Source organism: Seongchinamella sediminis (assembly GCF_003457605.1).
Taxonomy (GTDB): domain Bacteria; phylum Pseudomonadota; class Gammaproteobacteria; order Pseudomonadales; family Halieaceae; genus Halioglobus; species Halioglobus sediminis.
Map to the genome: position 1 here is coordinate 1 of NZ_QRAN01000014.1, position 17,353 is coordinate 17,353.

Genomic DNA, 17,353 nt, shown 5'->3' on the forward strand with positions numbered 1-17,353 from the left:
TCGAACGAATTCTGGTAGCATTTTGTCACGGCGGAATTTCTTGTTGGTATGGCTTCGACACCCTTATTTTCAAGATCTTTCCGTCGTTTTACTATCCCCTTCGTGAATTTTTCAGGCTAGCTCTTCCAACGAGTCTTTAGACCGAATGAAAAGCTTCGCCATATTTTCGGATTGAAAAACGCCTATCACCTCTCGAAAGCCTGCCGATATTTCGTGCATGGCTGCGATCCGCGATTGCCTTGTTTGGGCTCGAATTTGGATGCCGAGATATAGCAGTGAAACTACGACTGCCGTGGCTCCGATAATTTCTCCGAGTGCGCCTGCGGCTTCCCAATCCATTGTATAAATGTCCAATTATCTATAAGCACCGGCGTACGCGTGATCGACAGAGGAGCTCTAGCTCAATATCAGCTAGGGGCGAAAGCGGACGGATCTCCGTAACGGAATCTGTTGATCTAGCTGATACTGCTCGCCCCTATCTGTTATAACTATAAGTTTTAGAGTCCGCGTTGGCAGCTAACGATTACAATTGATAAAGGTTCACGGCATCACAGTTTTCCTGCAGGCCCTGGGCGCCGGGCTGCTCGTCGGTGCAGCGGCACTGGTAGTGGCGCTGTTGTGGCCAATAGCCGATCCGCCATGGCTGGCACACTCGGGGCCGGTAGCGCTGGTGGATGTAACGATCATCGATGTGGAGCACGGCGAGTCATTGGCGGGACAAACCGTGGTGTTGCGCGATGGTCACATCGAGCGTGTCGGACCGGCCTCGGCTGAGGCGTTGCCTGCAGGGGTTCGTATTCTGGATGCGCGGGGACAGTTCCTGATCCCTGGCCTGTGGGACATGCACACCCACTCGATCAAGCGTTCGCCACAGTTCCACCATGCACTGTATATCGCCAACGGCGTGACCAGTGTGCGCGACATGTCCGGTTGCCTCTCCGAAGACGACTCCTACTGGGCCTGCCCGCACGATCGCCGCCGCTGGACCAATGAAGCGGTGCAGGGGCAACGTGTCTCGCCGCGCTACCCGCTGCAGAGCAGCTACCAGACCAACGGCGGCAACGAAGTGCCTGAGGGCCTGCCGGCATTCTTCCGCCTGGAGAGCCTGGAACACGCCGAAGAGTTGGCAGCATTCTATCGAGGCCAGGGAGTGGACTTCATCAAAACTTACAGCGAACTCGCACCACAGCAGTTCGCCTGGATCGCCCGGAGTGCGCGTGAGCAAGGGCTGGGCATCGCCGGCCATCGTCCGGTTAAGGTCTCCCTGGAAACAGCGCTCGCAATGGGGCAACGCTCCTTTGAGCATGGCCGGCTGTTTCTGTTCGAGTGCTTCGGCGGCGCGCAGGCCTTCCGCAGCGCTCCCGACCCACTCGCAGCCTACAATGCCACTTTAAGGCTGCGACTGCTGACTGAGCGTGACGAAGCCGCCTGTGCGCAACACATGCGCAATATGGCCGAAGCCGGCGCCTGGTGGGTGCCGACACTCACGACCTTGCGCATGGCCGTGACCGCCGCCCAGCCGGCCGCACACCAGGACCCGCGCCTCGCAGACATACCCTGGCTGCGGCGTAAGCTGCTGTGGGGACCGGACGCACGCCGCGCCGCCGCCGAACCGCTGGCGAATGACGGGCGCAGCATTCACGCGCACTTGTTCGACCTCGCCTCGCGGGACGTGGGCGAGGCTCATGCGGCCGGCGTGCGTATCCTAACGGGCACCGACACAAGCGACACCCTGGTGTTCCCCGGCTCCAGCCTGCACGGCGAACTGCAAATGTTCGTTGATGCCGGGCTAACTCCGGCGCAGGCGCTCCGCGCCGCCACCATCGCAGCGGCGGAGTTTGCCGGCGCGCAAACCACGCACGGTACCATTGCCCCGGGCAAGGTTGCGGATCTGGTGCTTTTGGAGGCCAATCCCCTGGCCGACATCGCCAATACAAGGCGGATCGCCGGGGTATTTATCGCCGGCCACCACCACGATGCGCGGTCACTGCAGGCGCTGCGGCAGTTCGCGCGCGCGCAGGCCTCAAGCGTGAGGGCCAATCTGCGGCTGTTGTGGGATATGTTGGCCAGCCCGTTGATGCGACGCCAACTGGCCGACTGAGAGGCCAGGCGTTCTTATGTCGGGATATAGCGCGATCGACTTTAACGGCCTGTCAGCTGGTCTCGTCAGTCGTTTTCATATGAATAAAGTACACGGTCGTGCCGACACCGGCCAGAAACAACACGAACGATGTAATGCCGGCAAATACCGGCGCAGCCACGGCAACGTCGCGGGCGGCTAGAATAGTGACTAACAGGGCGTTGTTTTCTGCCAGGTAGATACTTAAGGCTGTCACGGCCAACGAGGCCAGCAGATATAACAGGGTCACCAGCCACCGCATCAATCCTGTGAGGAGATTCCTGCCGGCGAAGACAGCCACAATCGTAGCAAAGGTGATGGTAAGCCAGGTTTGGAACTGGATTACCATGGCTTCTTCGTTGATCCGAATCAGTTCCAGAATTTCTGCGAGGGTAAGTTCTTCCATCAGTCACCCGACAAGCGGTTAGTGTGTGCCGAACACGCATGGCACTAACAAGTGCAATGGGCTTGGCGTTCGTTGCTTTCAGCATGTTACAGCAAGAGTTTACATTAGTTCCTATTTGCAGGTGGGTGCCAGTGCCGGAGAAAAACATGGGCGTCCAGTAACATGCTTCAGCCTGGCAGGTAAATCCGCCATTAGCGATAGCGGCCCTTGGTCTACCAGGATTGAAACCGTTGTAGGTGGCTAAAGCGCAGAACGGCCTCGTTAATTGCGGTGGCTGATGTCGTCGTGGTCCAGGGCTGTTCGGTAAGTACCGATAGAAGTTAGGGCCAAAAAAAGGCCCGCTGATTTAGCGGGCCTGTTCAGTCCATGCGCTGGCGCGTATCAAACCCGCTCCACCACCGTGGTGATCCCCTGTCCAAGGCCGATACACATGGTGGACACGCCCAGGGTCAGGTCGCGGTCTTCCATGATGTTCAGCAGGGAGCCGGTGATGCGGGTGCCGGAGCAGCCGAAGGGGTGGCCGAGGGCGATTGCGCCGCCGTGAACGTTGACCTTCTCGTCCATCTTGTCCAGCAGGTCCAGGTCCTTGAGCACCGGCAGTGCCTGGGCGGCGAAGGCCTCGTTGAGCTCTACCATGTCGATATCGTCCATGGTCAGGCCCAGCTTTTTCAGCGCCTTCTGGGTGGAGGGCACCGGGCCGTAACCCATGATCGAGGGATCCACGCCGGCCAGCGCCATGCCTTTCACCCGGGCGATGGGAGTCAAGCCCAGGGCCTGCGCCTTCTCGGCGGACATCATCAACATGGCGGAGGCGCCGTCGGATATCTGCGAGGACTGGCCCGGGGTGACGGTGCCGCCCTGGGGGTTGAAGGAGGGCTTGAGCTGGGCCAGCCCTTCCAGGGTGGTGTCGGGGCGAATGGTCTCGTCGACGCGAACGCTGATCAGGGCGCCATTCTCGTCGTGGCCATCGATGGGCACGATTTCCCGGTCGAACTTGCCGTCCACGGCGGCCTTGTGGGCCAGCTGGTGGGAGCGCAGGCCCATCTTGTCCTGGTCCTCGCGGCTGACGCCGTGCAGGATCGCCAGCATTTCCGCGGTCATGCCCATCATGCCCGCCGCCTTGGCCACCGAGCGGCCCATGCGCGGGTTGGGGTCGACGTTGGCCGGGTCCATCATCGGCAGGTGACCCAGGTGCTCGACGCCACCGACCAGGTAAACGTCACCGACGCCGGCCATGATATTGGCGGCGGCGGTCTGCAGGGCGCTCATGGACGAGCCGCACAGGCGGTTGACGGTCTGCGCCGGGATGTCGTGGGGCAGCTCGGCGTTGAGCACGATCATGCGCGCCAGGTTCATGCCCTGCTCACCGCGCTGGATTACGCAGCCCCAGATCAAATCGTCGATCTCGGTGGGGTCCAGCGCCTCATTGCGGCCCAGCATGGCCTTGATGATTTGTGCAGACAGGTCGTCAGCGCGTACATTGCGGAAGCAACCGTTCTTGGAACGCCCCATGGCTGAGCGGGCGTAATCTACGATCACTGCGTCTCTTGGATTCAAACTCACAGTATTTCTCCTTTGTCAGCCCGTTGCTTAATAGTAGCGTTCGCCGTTGGCGAGCATTTCGTTCATGCGGTCGGTCAGCTCGTAGGCCTTGCCCAGGTGGGCGAACTTTTCCGAGGCTTCCTTGATAGCCGCCAAACCGATGGTGTCCATCCAGCGGAAGACGCCGCCGCGGAAGGGCGGGAAGCCGACGCCGTAGAGCAGGGCGAGGTCCGCTTCCGCCGGGGTTTCGACAATGCCTTCTTCCACGCAGCGGGCCAGCTCGATAGCCATGGGCAGCATCATACGCATGACGATGTCGTCCTTGTCGAACTCGGCGCGCTCGCCGACCACGTCGGCGATCATCCCGTACACGTCCTCGTTGACGGTCTTTTGCGGCTTGCCGCGCTTGTCGGCCACGTACTCGTAGAAGCCCTTGCCGTTTTTCTGGCCGTAGCGCTCCAGCTCGAACATCACCTCGGTGGCGCTCTTGAAGTTAGGCTTCATCCGGTCGGGGAAACCCTCGGCCATGACGTTGGCGGCGTGCACGCCGGTGTCGATGCCGACCACGTCCATCAGGTAGGCAGGGCCCATGGGCCAGCCCCAGCGCTCCATCACCTTGTCCACGGCCTGGAAGTCGGCGCCGTCGCGCAACAGCATGTTGAAGCCGCCAAAGTAGGGGAACAGCACCCGGTTGACCAGGAAGCCGGGGCAGTCGTTAACCACTACCGCTTTCTTGCCCATCTTGTTGGCGTAGGCCACGGTGCGGGCAACGGCGGTATCGGAGGTCTTCTCGCCGCGAATCACTTCCACCAGCGGCATGGCGTGCACCGGGTTGAAGAAATGCATGCCGCAGAAGTTTTCCGGGCGCTCCAGCGCCTCCGCCAGGTAGCTGATAGAAATAGTGGAGGTGTTGGAGGCCAGCACGGCATCCTTGTCGATCTGCTTCTCGGTCTCTGCCAGTACCGCGTGCTTGACCTTGGGATTCTCGACCACGGCTTCCACCACGATGTCGACCTCGTCGAAACCGCCATAGCTCAGGGTGGGGTCGATGCTGTTGAGGATCTCGCCCATCTGGACGGCAGTCATACGGCCGCGATCCACGCGCTTGGCCAGCAGCTTGTTGGCTTCCGACAGGCCCAGGTCCAGGCCTGCCTGGTTGATGTCCTTCATCTTGATGGGGGTGCCCTTGTAGGCGCTCTGATAGGCGATGCCGCCACCCATGATGCCAGCGCCCAGCACCGCCGCCCGTTCGATGCGCTTGTCGGCCTTTTTCTCCCAGCCCTTGGCTTTCTTGCCCAGCAACTGGTCGTTGAGGAATACTCCCACCAGTGCCGCGGCCACGGGACCGGTGGCCAGCTCGGCGAAGGCCTCGGCTTCCACCTCCAGCGCCTCTTCCAGGCCCATCTTGTGCGCCTGCTCGATTACCTCGACCACTTTCACCGGCGCCGGGTAGTTCTTGCCGGCCTGCTGGGCCACCATCGACTTGACGGTGAAGAAGGTCATCAGCGCCTCGGTGTCATTCAGCGGCAGCGGGCCGTGCTTGCGTGCGCGGCGTTCGGCGTAATCCAGCTTGCCGTCGATGGCCCCCTGCAGGGTGGCCAGGGTCACCGCGCGCAGCTCCTCGGCGCTGGCGACCGCGTCGATGGCGCCGGCTTTCAGGGCGTCGGCGGGGCGTTTTTCGGCCCCTGTCGCCATCCACATCACCGCCTCATCGACGCCGATAATGCGCGGCAGGCGCACGGTGCCGCCCCAGCCGGGCAGGATGCCCAGCTTGGTCTCGGGCAGGCCGACCTTGGCGGTTTCGCTCATGACCCGGAAGTCACAGGCCAGGCAGACTTCGAGGCCGCCACCCATGGCGAAGCCGTTGATAGCGACGGCACTGGGGTAGGGCAGGCTGGCGATGCGGTTGAAGTTCTTGTTGTTGGCGCCGGTGAATGGCTTGATCTCGTCCTTGCTGGCGCCGAACAGGCTGACGAATTCGGTAATGTCGGCACCGACAATGAACACTGGCTTGCCGCTGGTGACCAGCAGGCCCTTGATGCCGCTCTCTGCCTCCAGGGCGTCGAGGCCAGCGGTCAGGCTGGTTACAGTGGCGTTGTCGAACTTGTTGACTGATTCGCCCTGCAGGTCGAAGTTCAGCTCGGCGATGTCGCCGTCCAGGCGTTTGATCGTGAGCTGGTCACTCTGGTAGATCATATCGATGTCCTGTCTCAGGTGGGTGGGGGTGTTGTGCGGGCATTGAGTGTAGTCAAAGCTTCGGCTGGAGGCCATCACTGTAGTAGATGGCCGCTATCAGTGCCGCCTATCAGCCCGTTCAGGGGCCGAAGTTTACAGCGATTACATTTGGGAATCCAGCCCCCGGCAATAACCATCATTCCGGCTGATGACACACCGCCTCTATGCTATTGCCGTCGGGGGAGATCAGGGGCTTTATTTTTGCGCGAAGCAGAATATATTGTAAGAAAACTGTGTGGGGGCTGCCATGGTGCAATTGGAACCGGTGTTTGAGTCTCCAAGGCCCGGGCTCGCGGGCACGGCGCTGCTGTTCGGCCTGCTGCTCATCGCCATGGCGGTGACGGCGGGCTTGCTGCTGGCGGTGGAGGATCCCCTGCGGCTCAAGCAACTGATTGAAGACAGCGGCCCGGTGCAACTGGCGGGCCAGACCGCCATATTCGCCGCCTTCGCCATGGCCTGCCTGTTTGCGCTGATTGACAGCCGGCGCAGCACCGACTACCTCTACCTGAGCTACCTGCTGATGTTTTATGCCCTGCGGGAAGCCGATTGCCACTACCAAGTGTCGGCGCACGCCAAGGCCACCCAGTTCAAGCGCTTTTTCAGCCATGAGCTGATTCCGCTGTATACCAAGCTGTTCCTGGCGGCGATCGTGCTGTTGTTCCTGGTGGTGATGTACCGCTACCTGCGCAAGCAGCGGCCGGTGTTTATTGCCGCCCTCAGGGCGCGGCTGCCCTGGGCCCTGTTCGTTCTGGCCTGGGGCGGGGTATTTTTCCTGTCGCAACTGGTGGACCAGGTGCCGGTGTTCCACAACCTGACTGGCCAGGTGTTCGAGGAGATACTTGAGTCCAGCGCCGAGATACTGGTGTTGGTAGCGATGATTGTGTTCCGGCTGCAGGTGCGGGGGACAGCCGCCGCAGCGCCGGCTCCCGCGGACACGGTCAGGGGCTGATCAACAGGGTTGGCAGCCCCAGGCAATGGCTGTTCAGGGTGCTGACCCGGGTGCCCGGTTTGCGCCCCTGCCGCAGGGGAGAGTGTTGTACACCCGCCTTGGCAAGGGCGGCCAGGGTCTGGTCAATATCGTGGCAGAGGTAGGTAATGCCCCAGAAAGAGTCCCGGGCCGGCGGTTTCTCCAGATTGTGGATGACTTCGAGCGTCATTTTCCCGTGGCGGAAGAACAGCATGCGGCCGCCCCACTCGGGCACCTCCTGGTCCAGCGCCAGTCGCAGCCCCAGTTGCTCGCGGAACAGTTCGATACAGGCCTCGGCGTCCGCCGACTGCAGGACCAGGTGATCCACCGCGTAGATGCCGGTGGCGGATTCGGGTTCGCAGTAGCGGGGATCGCGGTTATTGGCCCTGAGCAGCGGTATTTTCCGTGGTCCACCGGCCAGCGGCGCTGATGTTCCCGGGGCCATGGCGGGGTCCAGCAGGGCCAGTGCGGCAATGCGCGGGGCAGCGATATCGTCAACCTGCTGCAACTGGACGTTGACGTTCGCCAGGGCAAAGCCGTCAGTGCCGGCTGCGGGCAACAGCGTCGAGTAGTCGGCCATCGCGGCTTCCAGGTCTGGCACCTGGGTGAGAATATGATCGAATGCGGGATACATGGAAGAAGCGGGTGAAAACCCCGGGGTGACAGCGGCAGCTCGGGTCGCAACCCGATGCCGGTACCCCGCGGATGATCAGTGGATTATGCGGTCGGCCTGCAGGTCGCCAGCGCAGTCCACGCCAGTGTCCGCAGTGGCCACGTCCTGTTGCTGGACGTAATTGCGCAGGCGGTTGACCACGCTGGTCATCACGTCAATGGTCTGGCTGATCTGGTCCAGGGCCATGAGGATGGTCTCGGTTTCCGTGGGTTTGTTATTTGACATTCGTGCTTCCTCGACTGTCGTTGCGTTGACGTTCACCCTGCCGGTTGTGGTGCCATCCAGCCGCCCCTCGTACCGCAGGGGCGGCCGGCTGGTCTTGGTTTCGCGCAGGCCGGCCAGCCGGCCCTAGTCCCAGCTCAGGGCGCCGCCTGTCTGGTACTCGATAACCCGCGTTTCAAAAAAGTTCTTCTCCTTGCGCAGGTCCATGATTTCACTCATCCACGGAAACGGGTTCTGCGCGCCGGCAAACTGCTCCGGCAGACCCAGCTGCGACAGGCGCCGGTTGGCGATGAAGTGCAGGTACTCTTCCATGGTGGCCGCATTCATACCCAGCACCCCCCGGGGCATGGTGTCGCGGGCGTACTGGATTTCCAGTTCCGTGCCCTCCAGGATCATCTGGATCACCTCCTGCTTGAAGGCATCGGTCCACAGGCCGGGGTTCTCCAGCTTGATCTGGTTGATCACATCAATACCGAAGTTCAGGTGCATGGACTCGTCACGGAGAATGTACTGGAACTGCTCCGCCACGCCGGTCATCTTGTTGCGACGGCCCATGGAGAGTATCTGGGTGAAGCCGCAGTAGAAGAAGATGCCCTCGGTCACCGCGTAAAAACCGATCAGGTTGCGCAGCAGTTCCTGGTCCGCTTCCGGGGTGCCGGTGGTAAAGCTGGGGTCCGACAGGCTGTGGGTGTGGCTCAGGCTCCAGGCGGCTTTGGCGGCAACCGACGGCACTTCCCGGTACATATTGAAGATCTCGCCCTCATCCATGCCCAGCGACTCGATGCAGTACTGGTAGGCGTGGGTGTGGATGGCTTCCTCGAAAGCCTGGCGCAGCAGGTACTGGCGGCACTCCGGGTTGGTGATCAAGCGGTAGATGGCCAGCACCAGGTTGTTGGCTACCAGCGAGTCGGCGGTGGAGAAATAGCCCAGCGAACGCATCACGATGCGGCGCTCGTCCCCGGTCAGGCCGTCGGCGCTCTTCCAGGTCGCCACGTCGGCGGTCATGTTGATTTCCTGCGGCATCCAGTGGTTGGCGCAGCCGTCCAGGTACTTCTGCCAGGCCCAGTCGTACTTGAAGGGCACCAGCTGGTTGAGGTCGGCGCGGCAGTTGATCATTGCCTTCTCGTCCACCGACACCCGGGCAGCGCCCATTTCCAGTTCTTCCAGACCCGGCGCCACATCGAGGTTCTGTACCGCCGCGGCTGCCCTGGCTACCGCATCAGTGTGCGCAACCGCCGGTTCTGCTGCCGGTGCCGCTGCCGGCTCTTTTTCTGGCGCTGTCGCCACCGACCCTGGTGGCGTGTTCATTTCGGCTACCAGCGGCTGCGCTGCAGCCGGCTGGGGCGCGGCCGCGGCGGCTGCGCTGTCTTCCTTGTGGTAGTCATCCCAACTCAACATCTATTGCTGTCCCCTGGCTTTGGTTTCTGTTGTGATCCAGTGATTCATGGTTCGTCGCTTACTGGCAGGCCTCGCAGTCCGGGTCGTCCAGCGAGCAGGCCGCCGGCACCGGCGCGGGCGCTGCGGCGGCGGATGACACGGCGTTCAGGGCGCCGGTATCGATGGTGGACTTCTCGGTGCCGGTGGCCGCCAGCGAGCGCAGGTAGTAAGTGGTTTTCAGGCCGTTGTACCAGGCCATGCGGTAGGTGATATCCAGTTTCTTGCCACTGGCGTTGTTGATGTACAGGTTCAGCGACTGGGCCTGGTCGATCCACTTCTGCCGGCGACTGGCGGCGTCCACCAGCCAGCGCGGCTCCACCTCGAAGGCGGTGGCGTAAATCGCCTTGATGTCCGCCGGAATCCTGTCTATGGCCTGCACCGAGCCGTCGTAGTACTTGAGGTCATTGACCATGACGCGGTCCCAGAGTCCCCGCTGCTTCAGGTCATTGACCAGGTAGGGGTTGACCACGGTGAACTCCCCCGACAGGTTCGATTTCACGTACAGGTTCTGGTAGGTGGGCTCGATGGACTGGGACACCCCGGTGATGTTGGCAATGGTCGCCGTGGGCGCAATCGCCATCACGTTGGAGTTGCGCATGCCGTTCTGCTGCACCCTGTGGCGTAGGGCCGGCCAGTCCAGGGTCTGGCTCTGGTCAACCTGGATGTAATCGGCGCCGCGCTCGTCGATCAGCTGCTGCAGCGAGTCGATGGGGAACACACCCTTGCTCCACAGTGAGCCCTGGTAGCTGGCGTAGGCGCCGCGTTCAGCGGCCAGTTCGCTGGAGGCTTCAATGGCAAAATAGCTGATCGCTTCCATCGACCGGTCGGCAAAGCTGACCGCCTGTTCCGAGCCGTAGGCCAGGTGCTGCTTGTACAGGGCGTCCTGGAAGCCCATCAGGCCCAGGCCGACCGGGCGGTGCAGCAGGTTGGAGTTCTTCGCCTGGGGCACCGAGTAGTAGTTGATGTCGATGACGTTGTCGAGCATGCGCACCGCTGTGCGCACGGTCTGGCGCAGTTTCTCCAGGTTGAGGCCGTTCTCATCGATGTGGCGGGGCAGGTTGACACTGCCCAGGTTGCACACCGCGATCTCGTCCTTGCTGGTGTTGAGGGTGATCTCGGTGCACAGGTTGGAGGAGTGCACCACGCCCACGTGTTGCTGCGGCGAGCGCAGGTTGCAGGGGTCCTTGAAGGTCATCCAGGGATGGCCGGTCTCGAACAGCATGCCCAGCATCTTGCGCCACAGGTTCTCGGCCTTGACAGTCTTGAACAGGCGGATCTCGCCGGCGGCGGCCATGGCCTCGTACTGGGCGTAGCGCTCCTCGAAAGCGCGGCCGTAGAGGTCGTGCAGGTCGGGCACGTCGCTGGGCGAGAACAGGGTCCAGTCCTCGCCGTTGAACACCCGCTTCATAAACAGGTCGGGAATCCAGTTGGCGGTGTTCATGTCGTGGGTGCGGCGGCGATCGTCGCCGGTGTTCTTGCGCAGCTCGACGAATTCCTCGATATCCAGGTGCCAGGTTTCCAGGTAGGCGCAAACCGCCCCCTTGCGCTTGCCGCCCTGGTTGACCGCCACCGCGGTGTCGTTGACAACCTTGAGGAAAGGCACGATTCCCTGGCTCTTGCCGTTGGTACCCTTGATATAGGCGCCCAGGGCGCGCACCGGGGTCCAGTCGTTACCCAGGCCGCCGGCGAACTTGGACAGCATGGCGTTGTCCTGGATGGCGCCATAAATGCCGTGCAGGTCATCGGGCACTGTGGTCAGGTAGCAGGATGACAGCTGCGGGCGCAGGGTGCCGGCATTGAACAGGGTGGGGGTGGAACTCATGTAGTCGAAGGACGACAGCAGCTGGTAAAACTCGATCGCGCGCTCGTTCTTCTGCGGTTCCGCCACCGCCAGGCCCATGGCCACCCGCATGAAGAAGATTTGCGGCAGCTCGAAGCGGGTTTCCCGGGAGTGGATGAAGTAGCGGTCGTACAGGGTTTGCAGGCCCAGGTAGGTGAACTGCAGGTCGCGCTCGGGCAGCAGGGCGCGGCCCAGCATGTCCAGGTCGTAGGTGGCCAGCTCCGGCGCCAGCAGTTCCAGTTCGATGCCGCGGGCGATGTAGGCGGGCAGGGCGCGGGTGTAGAGCTGGGCCATGTCGGCCTGGGTGGCATCGTCTGCCACCTGGAGGAAGGACAGGGCCTCGGCGCGCAGGTTGTCGCACAGCAGCCGGGCGGCGACGTAGGAGTAGTTGGGTTCCTGCTCGATCATGGTGCGGGCGGTGATCACCAGCGAGGTGGCCAGTTCCCTGGCGGTCACGCCGTCGTAGAGGTTCTTCAGCGCTTCATCGAGAATGTCCGACTCGCTGACATCCGCCAGTTCGGCGCAGGCTTCGCTGACCACGGTGTGCAGTCGCTCGAGGTCCAGGGGCAGCCGGCTGCCGTCGGGCTGGACCACGGTGATGGCACTGGCCGCGTCCTGGGTCTCCTGCGACAGGGAGGCTTTCGCGGCCCGCTTGCGGGACTGTTCTTCGCGGTAGATCACATAGTCGCGGGCGATCTTGTGCTCGCCGGCCCGCATCAGCGACAGTTCCACCTGATCCTGGATGTCTTCGATGTGGATGGTACCGCCTGAGGGCATGCGCCGCTGGAAGGTGGCGATGACCTGCTCGGTCAGTTTGGCCACGGTTTCATGGATCCGGCTGGACGCCGCGGCTGTGCCGCCTTCCACGGCCAGGAAGGCCTTGGTAATGGCGACGGAAATCTTGCTCCCCTCAAAGGGCACCACGGTGCCGTTGCGCTTGATCACACGCAGTTGGCCGGGGGCGGTGGCGGCGATTCCGCCACTGGCGGTCGCGCTTGCCTGTCCCACAGTTGCAGTGCCGGCGCTGGGGCCGCTGGGGTTGGTCTCTGTTTGCATGCTGTCTCCGAAAAGTACGGCCTGGGGCCTTATTGTTGTGGGTACCACATACACGCTGTCGCCTGGTTCCAGCACCGGGCTGGTGGCGGGCGCGGGAAGCCTGCCCGGCGCAGCGCGCCGCCCCGGAGGGCGGTGATCTCCCCTACGCTTCTCACGTCCGCTCCACTTGTGGCCAGACCCCTGGTCGAGGGTCCGGCGCGAACGTGGTCTCCTGATCCTGGCCAGCGGCCTGTTTCCGTGGCTCCCACAATTGTGCACTTGGGTAACAGCGGCGTTACAACCGGCTGCTGCCTGGTTAATTTTTGCTCGCCGTGAACCCTATATATTGGGGTTTGTCGCTGGTATGGATACAAGATAATGCGGGCTTGCCGGGTTTGCAAGGCACCAGCCTGGGTTTATTCTGTGGATAAGTTGTTGATAGGGTGATAGGTCGGTGTCCACTATCGCCAGAGGCCAGCGAGGCCGTCGCGGGGGCGGTAGGCGAGGGCGCTAGGATTAAATTTTTATATGGGGCAGTGGTTTATATTCCCCAAGGTTATTTAATCTTTTGCCCGCCCACACCGGGGGGCAATTGCCGGGAAACAGCCGCAGCAGCGGCGGCCGTTCCGGCAGTGGCGCGGCTAGCCGGCGGCCAGCAGCAGGGTCTCCATCAGTGCTTTCTGGGCGTGCAGGCGGTTTTCGGCCTCGTCCCAGATCACGGTGTCGGCCGCATCCATGAGTTCGGCGCTGATCTCCTCGCCGCGATGGGCGGGCAGGCAGTGCATGTACAGGGCGTCGGCGTCCGCATGGCTCATCAGTTCGGCGTTGATCTGGTAGCCGCTGAAGGCGGTTTCGCGGGCCTGCTGCTCCGCTTCCTGGCCCATGGAGGCCCAGACATCGGTGACCACGAGATTGGCCCCCGCAGCCGCCGCCAGCGGGTCGCGGACAATACTCACCCGGTCGCGGTTGGCCGTCAGCAGGTCGGGCGATGGGTCGTAGCCCTCGGGGCAGGCAATCCGCAGTTCAAAGTCAAACTGACGGGCGGCGTTGATGTAGCTCTGGGCCATGTTGTTGCCGTCCCCGACCCAGGTCACGACCTTGCCGGCGATACTACCGCGATGCTCGACGTAGGTCTGCATGTCGGCCAGCAGCTGGCAGGGGTGGTAATCGTCGGTGAGGGCATTGATCACCGGCACCGAGGAGTGGGCGGCGAAGGTTTCGACGATGTCGTGACCGAAGGTGCGGATCATCACGATGTCCACCATCGATGAGATGACCCTGGCGCTGTCCTCGATGGGCTCACCGCGTCCCAGCTGGGTGTCGTTCGGCGACAGGAACATGGCGTGCCCGCCCAGCTGGGTCATTCCCGCCTCGAAGGAAACCCGGGTACGGGTGGAGGACTTGGCGAAGATCATGCCCAGCACCTTGCCCGGGAAGCTGCGCTGGTCCGTCCCCGCGCGGTGTTCCGCTTTCATTGCTATCGCCCGCGCGATGATTGCGTTCAGTTCCGCCGGACTGAAGTCCAGCAGGGTCAGGAAGTGCCGGGTAGAGGCCATGTCTATCTCTCTTGCAAAATGTTGTCGCGGGCCTACAGGTCGCCAATCAGCCTGGCGACGCCCGTGGCCAGTTCGGTCGCCTGCGATTCGTTGATGACCAGCGGCGGCAGCAGGCGGATGGTGTTGCCGGCGGTGACATTGATCAGCAGTCCCGCGTCCAACGCGCGCTGCACCAGTTCCGGGCAGTCGCGATCGAGCTGGAAACCCAGCATCAGGCCGCGTCCGCGGCTCGCCACCAGGGGGCCGGAGTCGCCGACCTGGGTCTCGATGGTCGTCCGGATCAGCTTGCCCATTTGCGCCGCATGCCCGAGCAGTTGCTGCGCCTCGATGGCGTCGATGACCGCCAGCGCCGCCGCGCAGACCAGCGGATTGCCGCCGTAGGTGGAGCCGTGATGGCCGGGGCCGAACACCGTCGCGGCCTCACCCCTGGCCATGCAGGCGCCGATGGGGACGCCGTTGCCCAGGCCCTTGGCGGTGGTAAGCACATCGGGGCTGAAGTTCATGTCCTGGTAGGCGAACCAGTTGCCGGTGCGGCCATTGCCGGTCTGGACTTCGTCCAGCATCATCAGCCAGCCCTGCTCATCGCAGATGGCGCGCACCGCCTGGAGATAGCCGGGGTCGAGTTCATTGACCCCGCCCTCGCCCTGGATGGGCTCGGCGAGGAAGGCGACCACGTCCGGGTTGTTGGCGGCGATGTGATGAATGGCCTCAATATCATTGCCGGGGGCGCGCACAAAGCCGCTGACCAGGGGCTCGAAACCGGCCTGTATCTTGCGGTTGCCGGTGGCGCTGAGGGTGGCCAGGGTACGGCCGTGGAAAGCGCCCTCGAGGACGATGATTGCCGGTTTTTCCACGCCGCGGCTGTGGCCATAGAGGCGGGCGAGCTTGATCGCCGCCTCATTGGCCTCGGCGCCGGAGTTGCCGAAAAAGCACTTTTCCATGCCGGTGACGCCCGCCAGGCGCTCGGCAAGCTGTTCCTGCGGGCCAATGCCGTAGAGGTTGGAAGCGTGCACCAGCTTGTCGGCCTGGTCGCGAATGGCCGCAGTGACACCGGGGTGGGCGTGGCCCAGGCCGGTGACCGCGATGCCGGATAGCCCGTCCAGGTAGCGTCGGCCCTCAGTGTCGAAGAGGTACACACCCTCACCGTGACTGAAAGTGACTGGTAACCTGGCGTAGGTAGGCATCAGGGCCGACATTTTTCATTCTCCGTATAAACGCAAAAAGGCAGCGGGAGCTGCCTCGGGACCGGCAACTATAGACCGGCGCCGGGCTGATGTAAATCACCTGCAAACCCCGTGGGTATTTTGTGGTCAGAATAAGGTAGAATGCGCGGCCTTGAGACCGGCGTTCGCGCCACTAAGTAATACAGGAGTTGGCATGGATATTATTGACACAATCAAAGAGCAGATAGAGGGCAACCCCATTCTTCTTTACATGAAGGGGTCCCCCAATCAACCCCAGTGCGGCTTTTCCGCCCGCACGGTGCAGGCAGTGATGCAGTGCGGCGAGCGTTTCGCCTACGTGGATATTCTCGCCAACCCCGAGATTCGCGCCAACCTGCCCAAGTACGCCAACTGGCCGACCTTTCCCCAATTGTGGGTGGACGGCGAGCTGATCGGTGGCTGCGATATCGTCACCGAGATGGCGGAGTCCGGCGAGCTGCAGACCCTGATCAAGGAGACTGCCGCGGCGCAGGCTGCGGAGTAAGGTCTCGCCTGGTACCCCCGCAGCTCCGAGCCTGGGAGTTCCATCCCAGACACGCCACGAGTACGTCCCTGTAGGCTCGGCTTCCCGGACCGCCGGCCGGGCCATCCATGGCCGCAGACGGTCTGGGATGGAACTCCCAGCCCCAGCGCCGCTGCCATCGGTGGCTCCAACGAAGCTTGAATCCATTCAGGGGTAGCGCCAGGCCAGGCTTCCCGAAGCCATGGAGTGGACGTCCACAGGTTCAGATCCACTCTCATTTAGAAAGCCGAATACCGTCAGCATGCGCATGTGAGCGCTGGCGGGCCGGGGTTACCGTCCCGGGACGTCTGAGGCCATGGATGGCCGAAGCCGAGCGCACATGGATGTGCTTGTAGCGTGCCCGGGACGGTAAACCCGGGTCGCCAGTGCGGCGGTCGAAGTATTGATTGTTTTCACGTCCTCGAAATGACGTGCAGTCGTTGTTGAAGAGGGAAGCGGGTTTAGGAAACCGCGTAGAAGAGCTGTTCGTCGGCCTCGGTGAGGTCGTTGAGGGACTCGCGGACAATATCCCGGGCCATAATGCCGCACTTACCGCACTGGCTGGCGACGCCGAGGGAGGCGTGGACCTCGCGCAGGGAACTGGCGCCTTCCTGCACCGCGGCGCGGATCTGGGTGTCGGTGATTCCTTTGCAGAGGCAGACGTACATGGCGGCGTACCCGGGTTTTGTTGCGTTAGGGTTAAAGTTAATGCAAACGAGAATGATTGTCAACAAGATTAATCATTAAAAGAGTGCCTGCGCGACCCGCAGTCAGTCGCGGTAGCGGCCTCGGGTCGCGGCTGATAGCCACTGGCTATTTGGCTCATGGCGACAATCAAATTGGCTCTCCGCCCCGGCCTGTGTATCATGCCGTGCCGAGTAGGGGCGCAATGCCCCCCATCATGTGACGCAAACAATGGAGTAAGACCTTATGGGCGTATTAGTTGGAAAACCTGCACCTGATTTCGACGTGGCAGCGGTACTGGGTACCGGCGAGATTGTCGATTCCTACAAGCGTTCCGAGGCCATGGCTGGCAAGTACGGCCTGATCTTCTTTTATCCGCTGGACTTCACCTTCGTATGCCCGTCGGAACTGATTGCCCTGGATCACCGTATGGACAAGTTCCGTGAGCTGGGCGTGGAAGTGGTGGCCGTGTCCATCGACTCCCAGTTCACCCACAACGCCTGGCGTAACACCGATATCAAGGACGGCGGTATCGGTCAGGTGACCTACACCATGGCTGCCGACGTGGCGCACGACATCTGCCGCGCCTACGACGTGGAAGCGGACGGCGGTGTGGCATTCCGCGGTGCGTTCCTGATCGACAAGGAAGGCGTGGTGCGCTCCCAGCTGGTCAACGACCTGCCGCTGGGCCGGAATATCGACGAGCTGATCCGCCTGGTAGAGGCCCTGCAGTTCCACGAGGAGCACGGAGAAGTGTGCCCCGCGGGCTGGAACAAGGGCGACAAGGGTATGGACGCATCCCCCGACGGCGTTGCGGCCTACCTGTCGGAGAATGCCGAGGGCCTGTAAGCGGCGCTCAAACGGTAGCGAACAACGCGGGCCCCGGCCCGCGTTTTTTGTGTCTGCAACCGG

At 62.4% G+C, this 17,353-nt stretch carries 14 protein-coding genes; 4 read left to right on the top strand and 10 right to left on the bottom strand.

Translation table 11 applies throughout. From position 1 onward, the window contains the following. The first annotated feature begins 529 nt into the window (after positions 1 to 529). Entirely contained in the window at positions 530 to 2,101 is a 1,572-nt protein-coding gene (locus tag DWB85_RS13020; RefSeq protein ID WP_117955378.1) for an amidohydrolase family protein, read from the top strand. A gap of 52 nt (positions 2,102 to 2,153) precedes the next feature. Here DWB85_RS13020 and DWB85_RS13025 read toward each other — a convergent pair whose 3' ends face one another. From DWB85_RS13025 to fadB, 3 genes are all read right to left on the bottom strand, one after another. Then, a complete protein-coding gene (locus DWB85_RS13025; RefSeq protein WP_117955380.1) occupies positions 2,154 to 2,525 on the bottom strand; it encodes a hypothetical protein in 372 nt (123 codons plus the stop codon). Between the two features lie 381 nt (positions 2,526 to 2,906). Continuing rightward, positions 2,907 to 4,088, bottom strand: a complete 1,182-nt coding sequence (gene fadA / locus DWB85_RS13030) for an acetyl-CoA C-acyltransferase FadA (protein ID WP_117955383.1) — start codon at positions 4,086 to 4,088, stop codon at positions 2,907 to 2,909. A 27-nt stretch (positions 4,089 to 4,115) separates the two neighbouring features. After that, on the bottom strand, positions 4,116 to 6,263 hold the full coding sequence (gene fadB, locus DWB85_RS13035) for a fatty acid oxidation complex subunit alpha FadB (protein WP_117955385.1): 2,148 nt from the start codon (positions 6,261 to 6,263) through the stop codon (positions 4,116 to 4,118). A 286-nt stretch (positions 6,264 to 6,549) separates the two neighbouring features. On the opposite strand from fadB, the gene DWB85_RS13040 reads away from it, so the two are divergent. Then, a complete protein-coding gene (locus DWB85_RS13040) occupies positions 6,550 to 7,251 on the top strand; it encodes a hypothetical protein (RefSeq protein ID WP_117955388.1) in 702 nt (233 codons plus the stop codon). Here DWB85_RS13040 and DWB85_RS13045 read toward each other — a convergent pair. From DWB85_RS13045 to DWB85_RS13070, 6 genes are all read right to left on the bottom strand, one after another. After that, entirely contained in the window at positions 7,241 to 7,903 is a 663-nt protein-coding gene (locus DWB85_RS13045; protein WP_117955391.1) for a VOC family protein, read from the bottom strand. The two genes, DWB85_RS13040 and DWB85_RS13045, sit on opposite strands and share 11 nt — an antisense overlap. Before the next feature lie 75 nt (positions 7,904 to 7,978). Continuing rightward, a complete protein-coding gene (locus tag DWB85_RS13050) occupies positions 7,979 to 8,167 on the bottom strand; it encodes a hypothetical protein (protein ID WP_117955393.1) in 189 nt (62 codons plus the stop codon). Positions 8,168 to 8,290: 123 nt separating this feature from the next. Further along, positions 8,291 to 9,562, bottom strand: coding sequence for a ribonucleotide-diphosphate reductase subunit beta (locus DWB85_RS13055; protein WP_117955396.1), 1,272 nt, complete (start codon positions 9,560 to 9,562; stop codon positions 8,291 to 8,293). Between the two features lie 58 nt (positions 9,563 to 9,620). Beyond that, the gene (locus DWB85_RS13060; protein WP_117955398.1) at positions 9,621 to 12,497 is read right to left on the bottom strand and encodes a ribonucleoside-diphosphate reductase subunit alpha; all 2,877 of its coding nucleotides are present in this window, start codon (positions 12,495 to 12,497) and stop codon (positions 9,621 to 9,623) included. A 620-nt stretch (positions 12,498 to 13,117) separates the two neighbouring features. Continuing rightward, positions 13,118 to 14,032 (bottom strand): ornithine carbamoyltransferase, encoded by a 915-nt coding sequence (argF, locus tag DWB85_RS13065; RefSeq protein WP_117955400.1) that lies wholly within the window; start codon positions 14,030 to 14,032, stop codon positions 13,118 to 13,120. 32 nt (positions 14,033 to 14,064) lie between these two features. After that, on the bottom strand, positions 14,065 to 15,228 hold the full coding sequence (locus tag DWB85_RS13070; protein WP_117955402.1) for an aspartate aminotransferase family protein: 1,164 nt from the start codon (positions 15,226 to 15,228) through the stop codon (positions 14,065 to 14,067). A 181-nt stretch (positions 15,229 to 15,409) separates the two neighbouring features. Here DWB85_RS13070 and grxD point away from each other — a divergent pair, with 181 nt between their 5' ends. Then, complete coding sequence (grxD, locus tag DWB85_RS13075) at positions 15,410 to 15,739, top strand: Grx4 family monothiol glutaredoxin (RefSeq protein ID WP_117955404.1); 330 nt, start codon at positions 15,410 to 15,412, stop codon at positions 15,737 to 15,739. Between the two features lie 479 nt (positions 15,740 to 16,218). On the opposite strand, the gene DWB85_RS13080 is transcribed toward grxD, so the two are convergent. Then, positions 16,219 to 16,425 carry a bacterioferritin-associated ferredoxin gene (locus tag DWB85_RS13080; RefSeq protein WP_117955406.1) on the bottom strand — a complete coding sequence of 69 codons (207 nt, stop codon included), beginning with the start codon at positions 16,423 to 16,425 and terminating at the stop codon, positions 16,219 to 16,221. A 262-nt stretch (positions 16,426 to 16,687) separates the two neighbouring features. Between DWB85_RS13080 and DWB85_RS13085 the strand changes: the two genes are divergently transcribed. Next, entirely contained in the window at positions 16,688 to 17,290 is a 603-nt protein-coding gene (locus DWB85_RS13085; RefSeq protein WP_117955409.1) for a peroxiredoxin, read from the top strand. Positions 17,291 to 17,353: the final 63 nt, after the last annotated feature.

What these genes read in the sequence shown, in the direction of transcription:
- DWB85_RS13025 (WP_117955380.1), bottom strand. Translation starts at nt 2,525, where the DNA reads ATGGAAGAACTTACCCTCGCAGAAATTCTGGAACTGATTCGGATCAAC.
- fadB (WP_117955385.1), bottom strand. Translation starts at nt 6,263, where the DNA reads ATGATCTACCAGAGTGACCAGCTCACGATCAAACGCCTGGACGGCGAC.
- DWB85_RS13040 (WP_117955388.1), top strand. Translation starts at nt 6,550, where the DNA reads ATGGTGCAATTGGAACCGGTGTTTGAGTCTCCAAGGCCCGGGCTCGCG.
- DWB85_RS13045 (WP_117955391.1), bottom strand. Translation starts at nt 7,903, where the DNA reads ATGTATCCCGCATTCGATCATATTCTCACCCAGGTGCCAGACCTGGAA.
- DWB85_RS13050 (WP_117955393.1), bottom strand. Translation starts at nt 8,167, where the DNA reads ATGTCAAATAACAAACCCACGGAAACCGAGACCATCCTCATGGCCCTG.
- DWB85_RS13055 (WP_117955396.1), bottom strand. Translation starts at nt 9,562, where the DNA reads ATGTTGAGTTGGGATGACTACCACAAGGAAGACAGCGCAGCCGCCGCG.
- DWB85_RS13060 (WP_117955398.1), bottom strand. Translation starts at nt 12,497, where the DNA reads ATGCAAACAGAGACCAACCCCAGCGGCCCCAGCGCCGGCACTGCAACT.
- argF (WP_117955400.1), bottom strand. Translation starts at nt 14,032, where the DNA reads ATGGCCTCTACCCGGCACTTCCTGACCCTGCTGGACTTCAGTCCGGCG.
- DWB85_RS13070 (WP_117955402.1), bottom strand. Translation starts at nt 15,228, where the DNA reads ATGTCGGCCCTGATGCCTACCTACGCCAGGTTACCAGTCACTTTCAGT.
- grxD (WP_117955404.1), top strand. Translation starts at nt 15,410, where the DNA reads ATGGATATTATTGACACAATCAAAGAGCAGATAGAGGGCAACCCCATT.
- DWB85_RS13080 (WP_117955406.1), bottom strand. Translation starts at nt 16,425, where the DNA reads ATGTACGTCTGCCTCTGCAAAGGAATCACCGACACCCAGATCCGCGCC.
- DWB85_RS13085 (WP_117955409.1), top strand. Translation starts at nt 16,688, where the DNA reads ATGGGCGTATTAGTTGGAAAACCTGCACCTGATTTCGACGTGGCAGCG.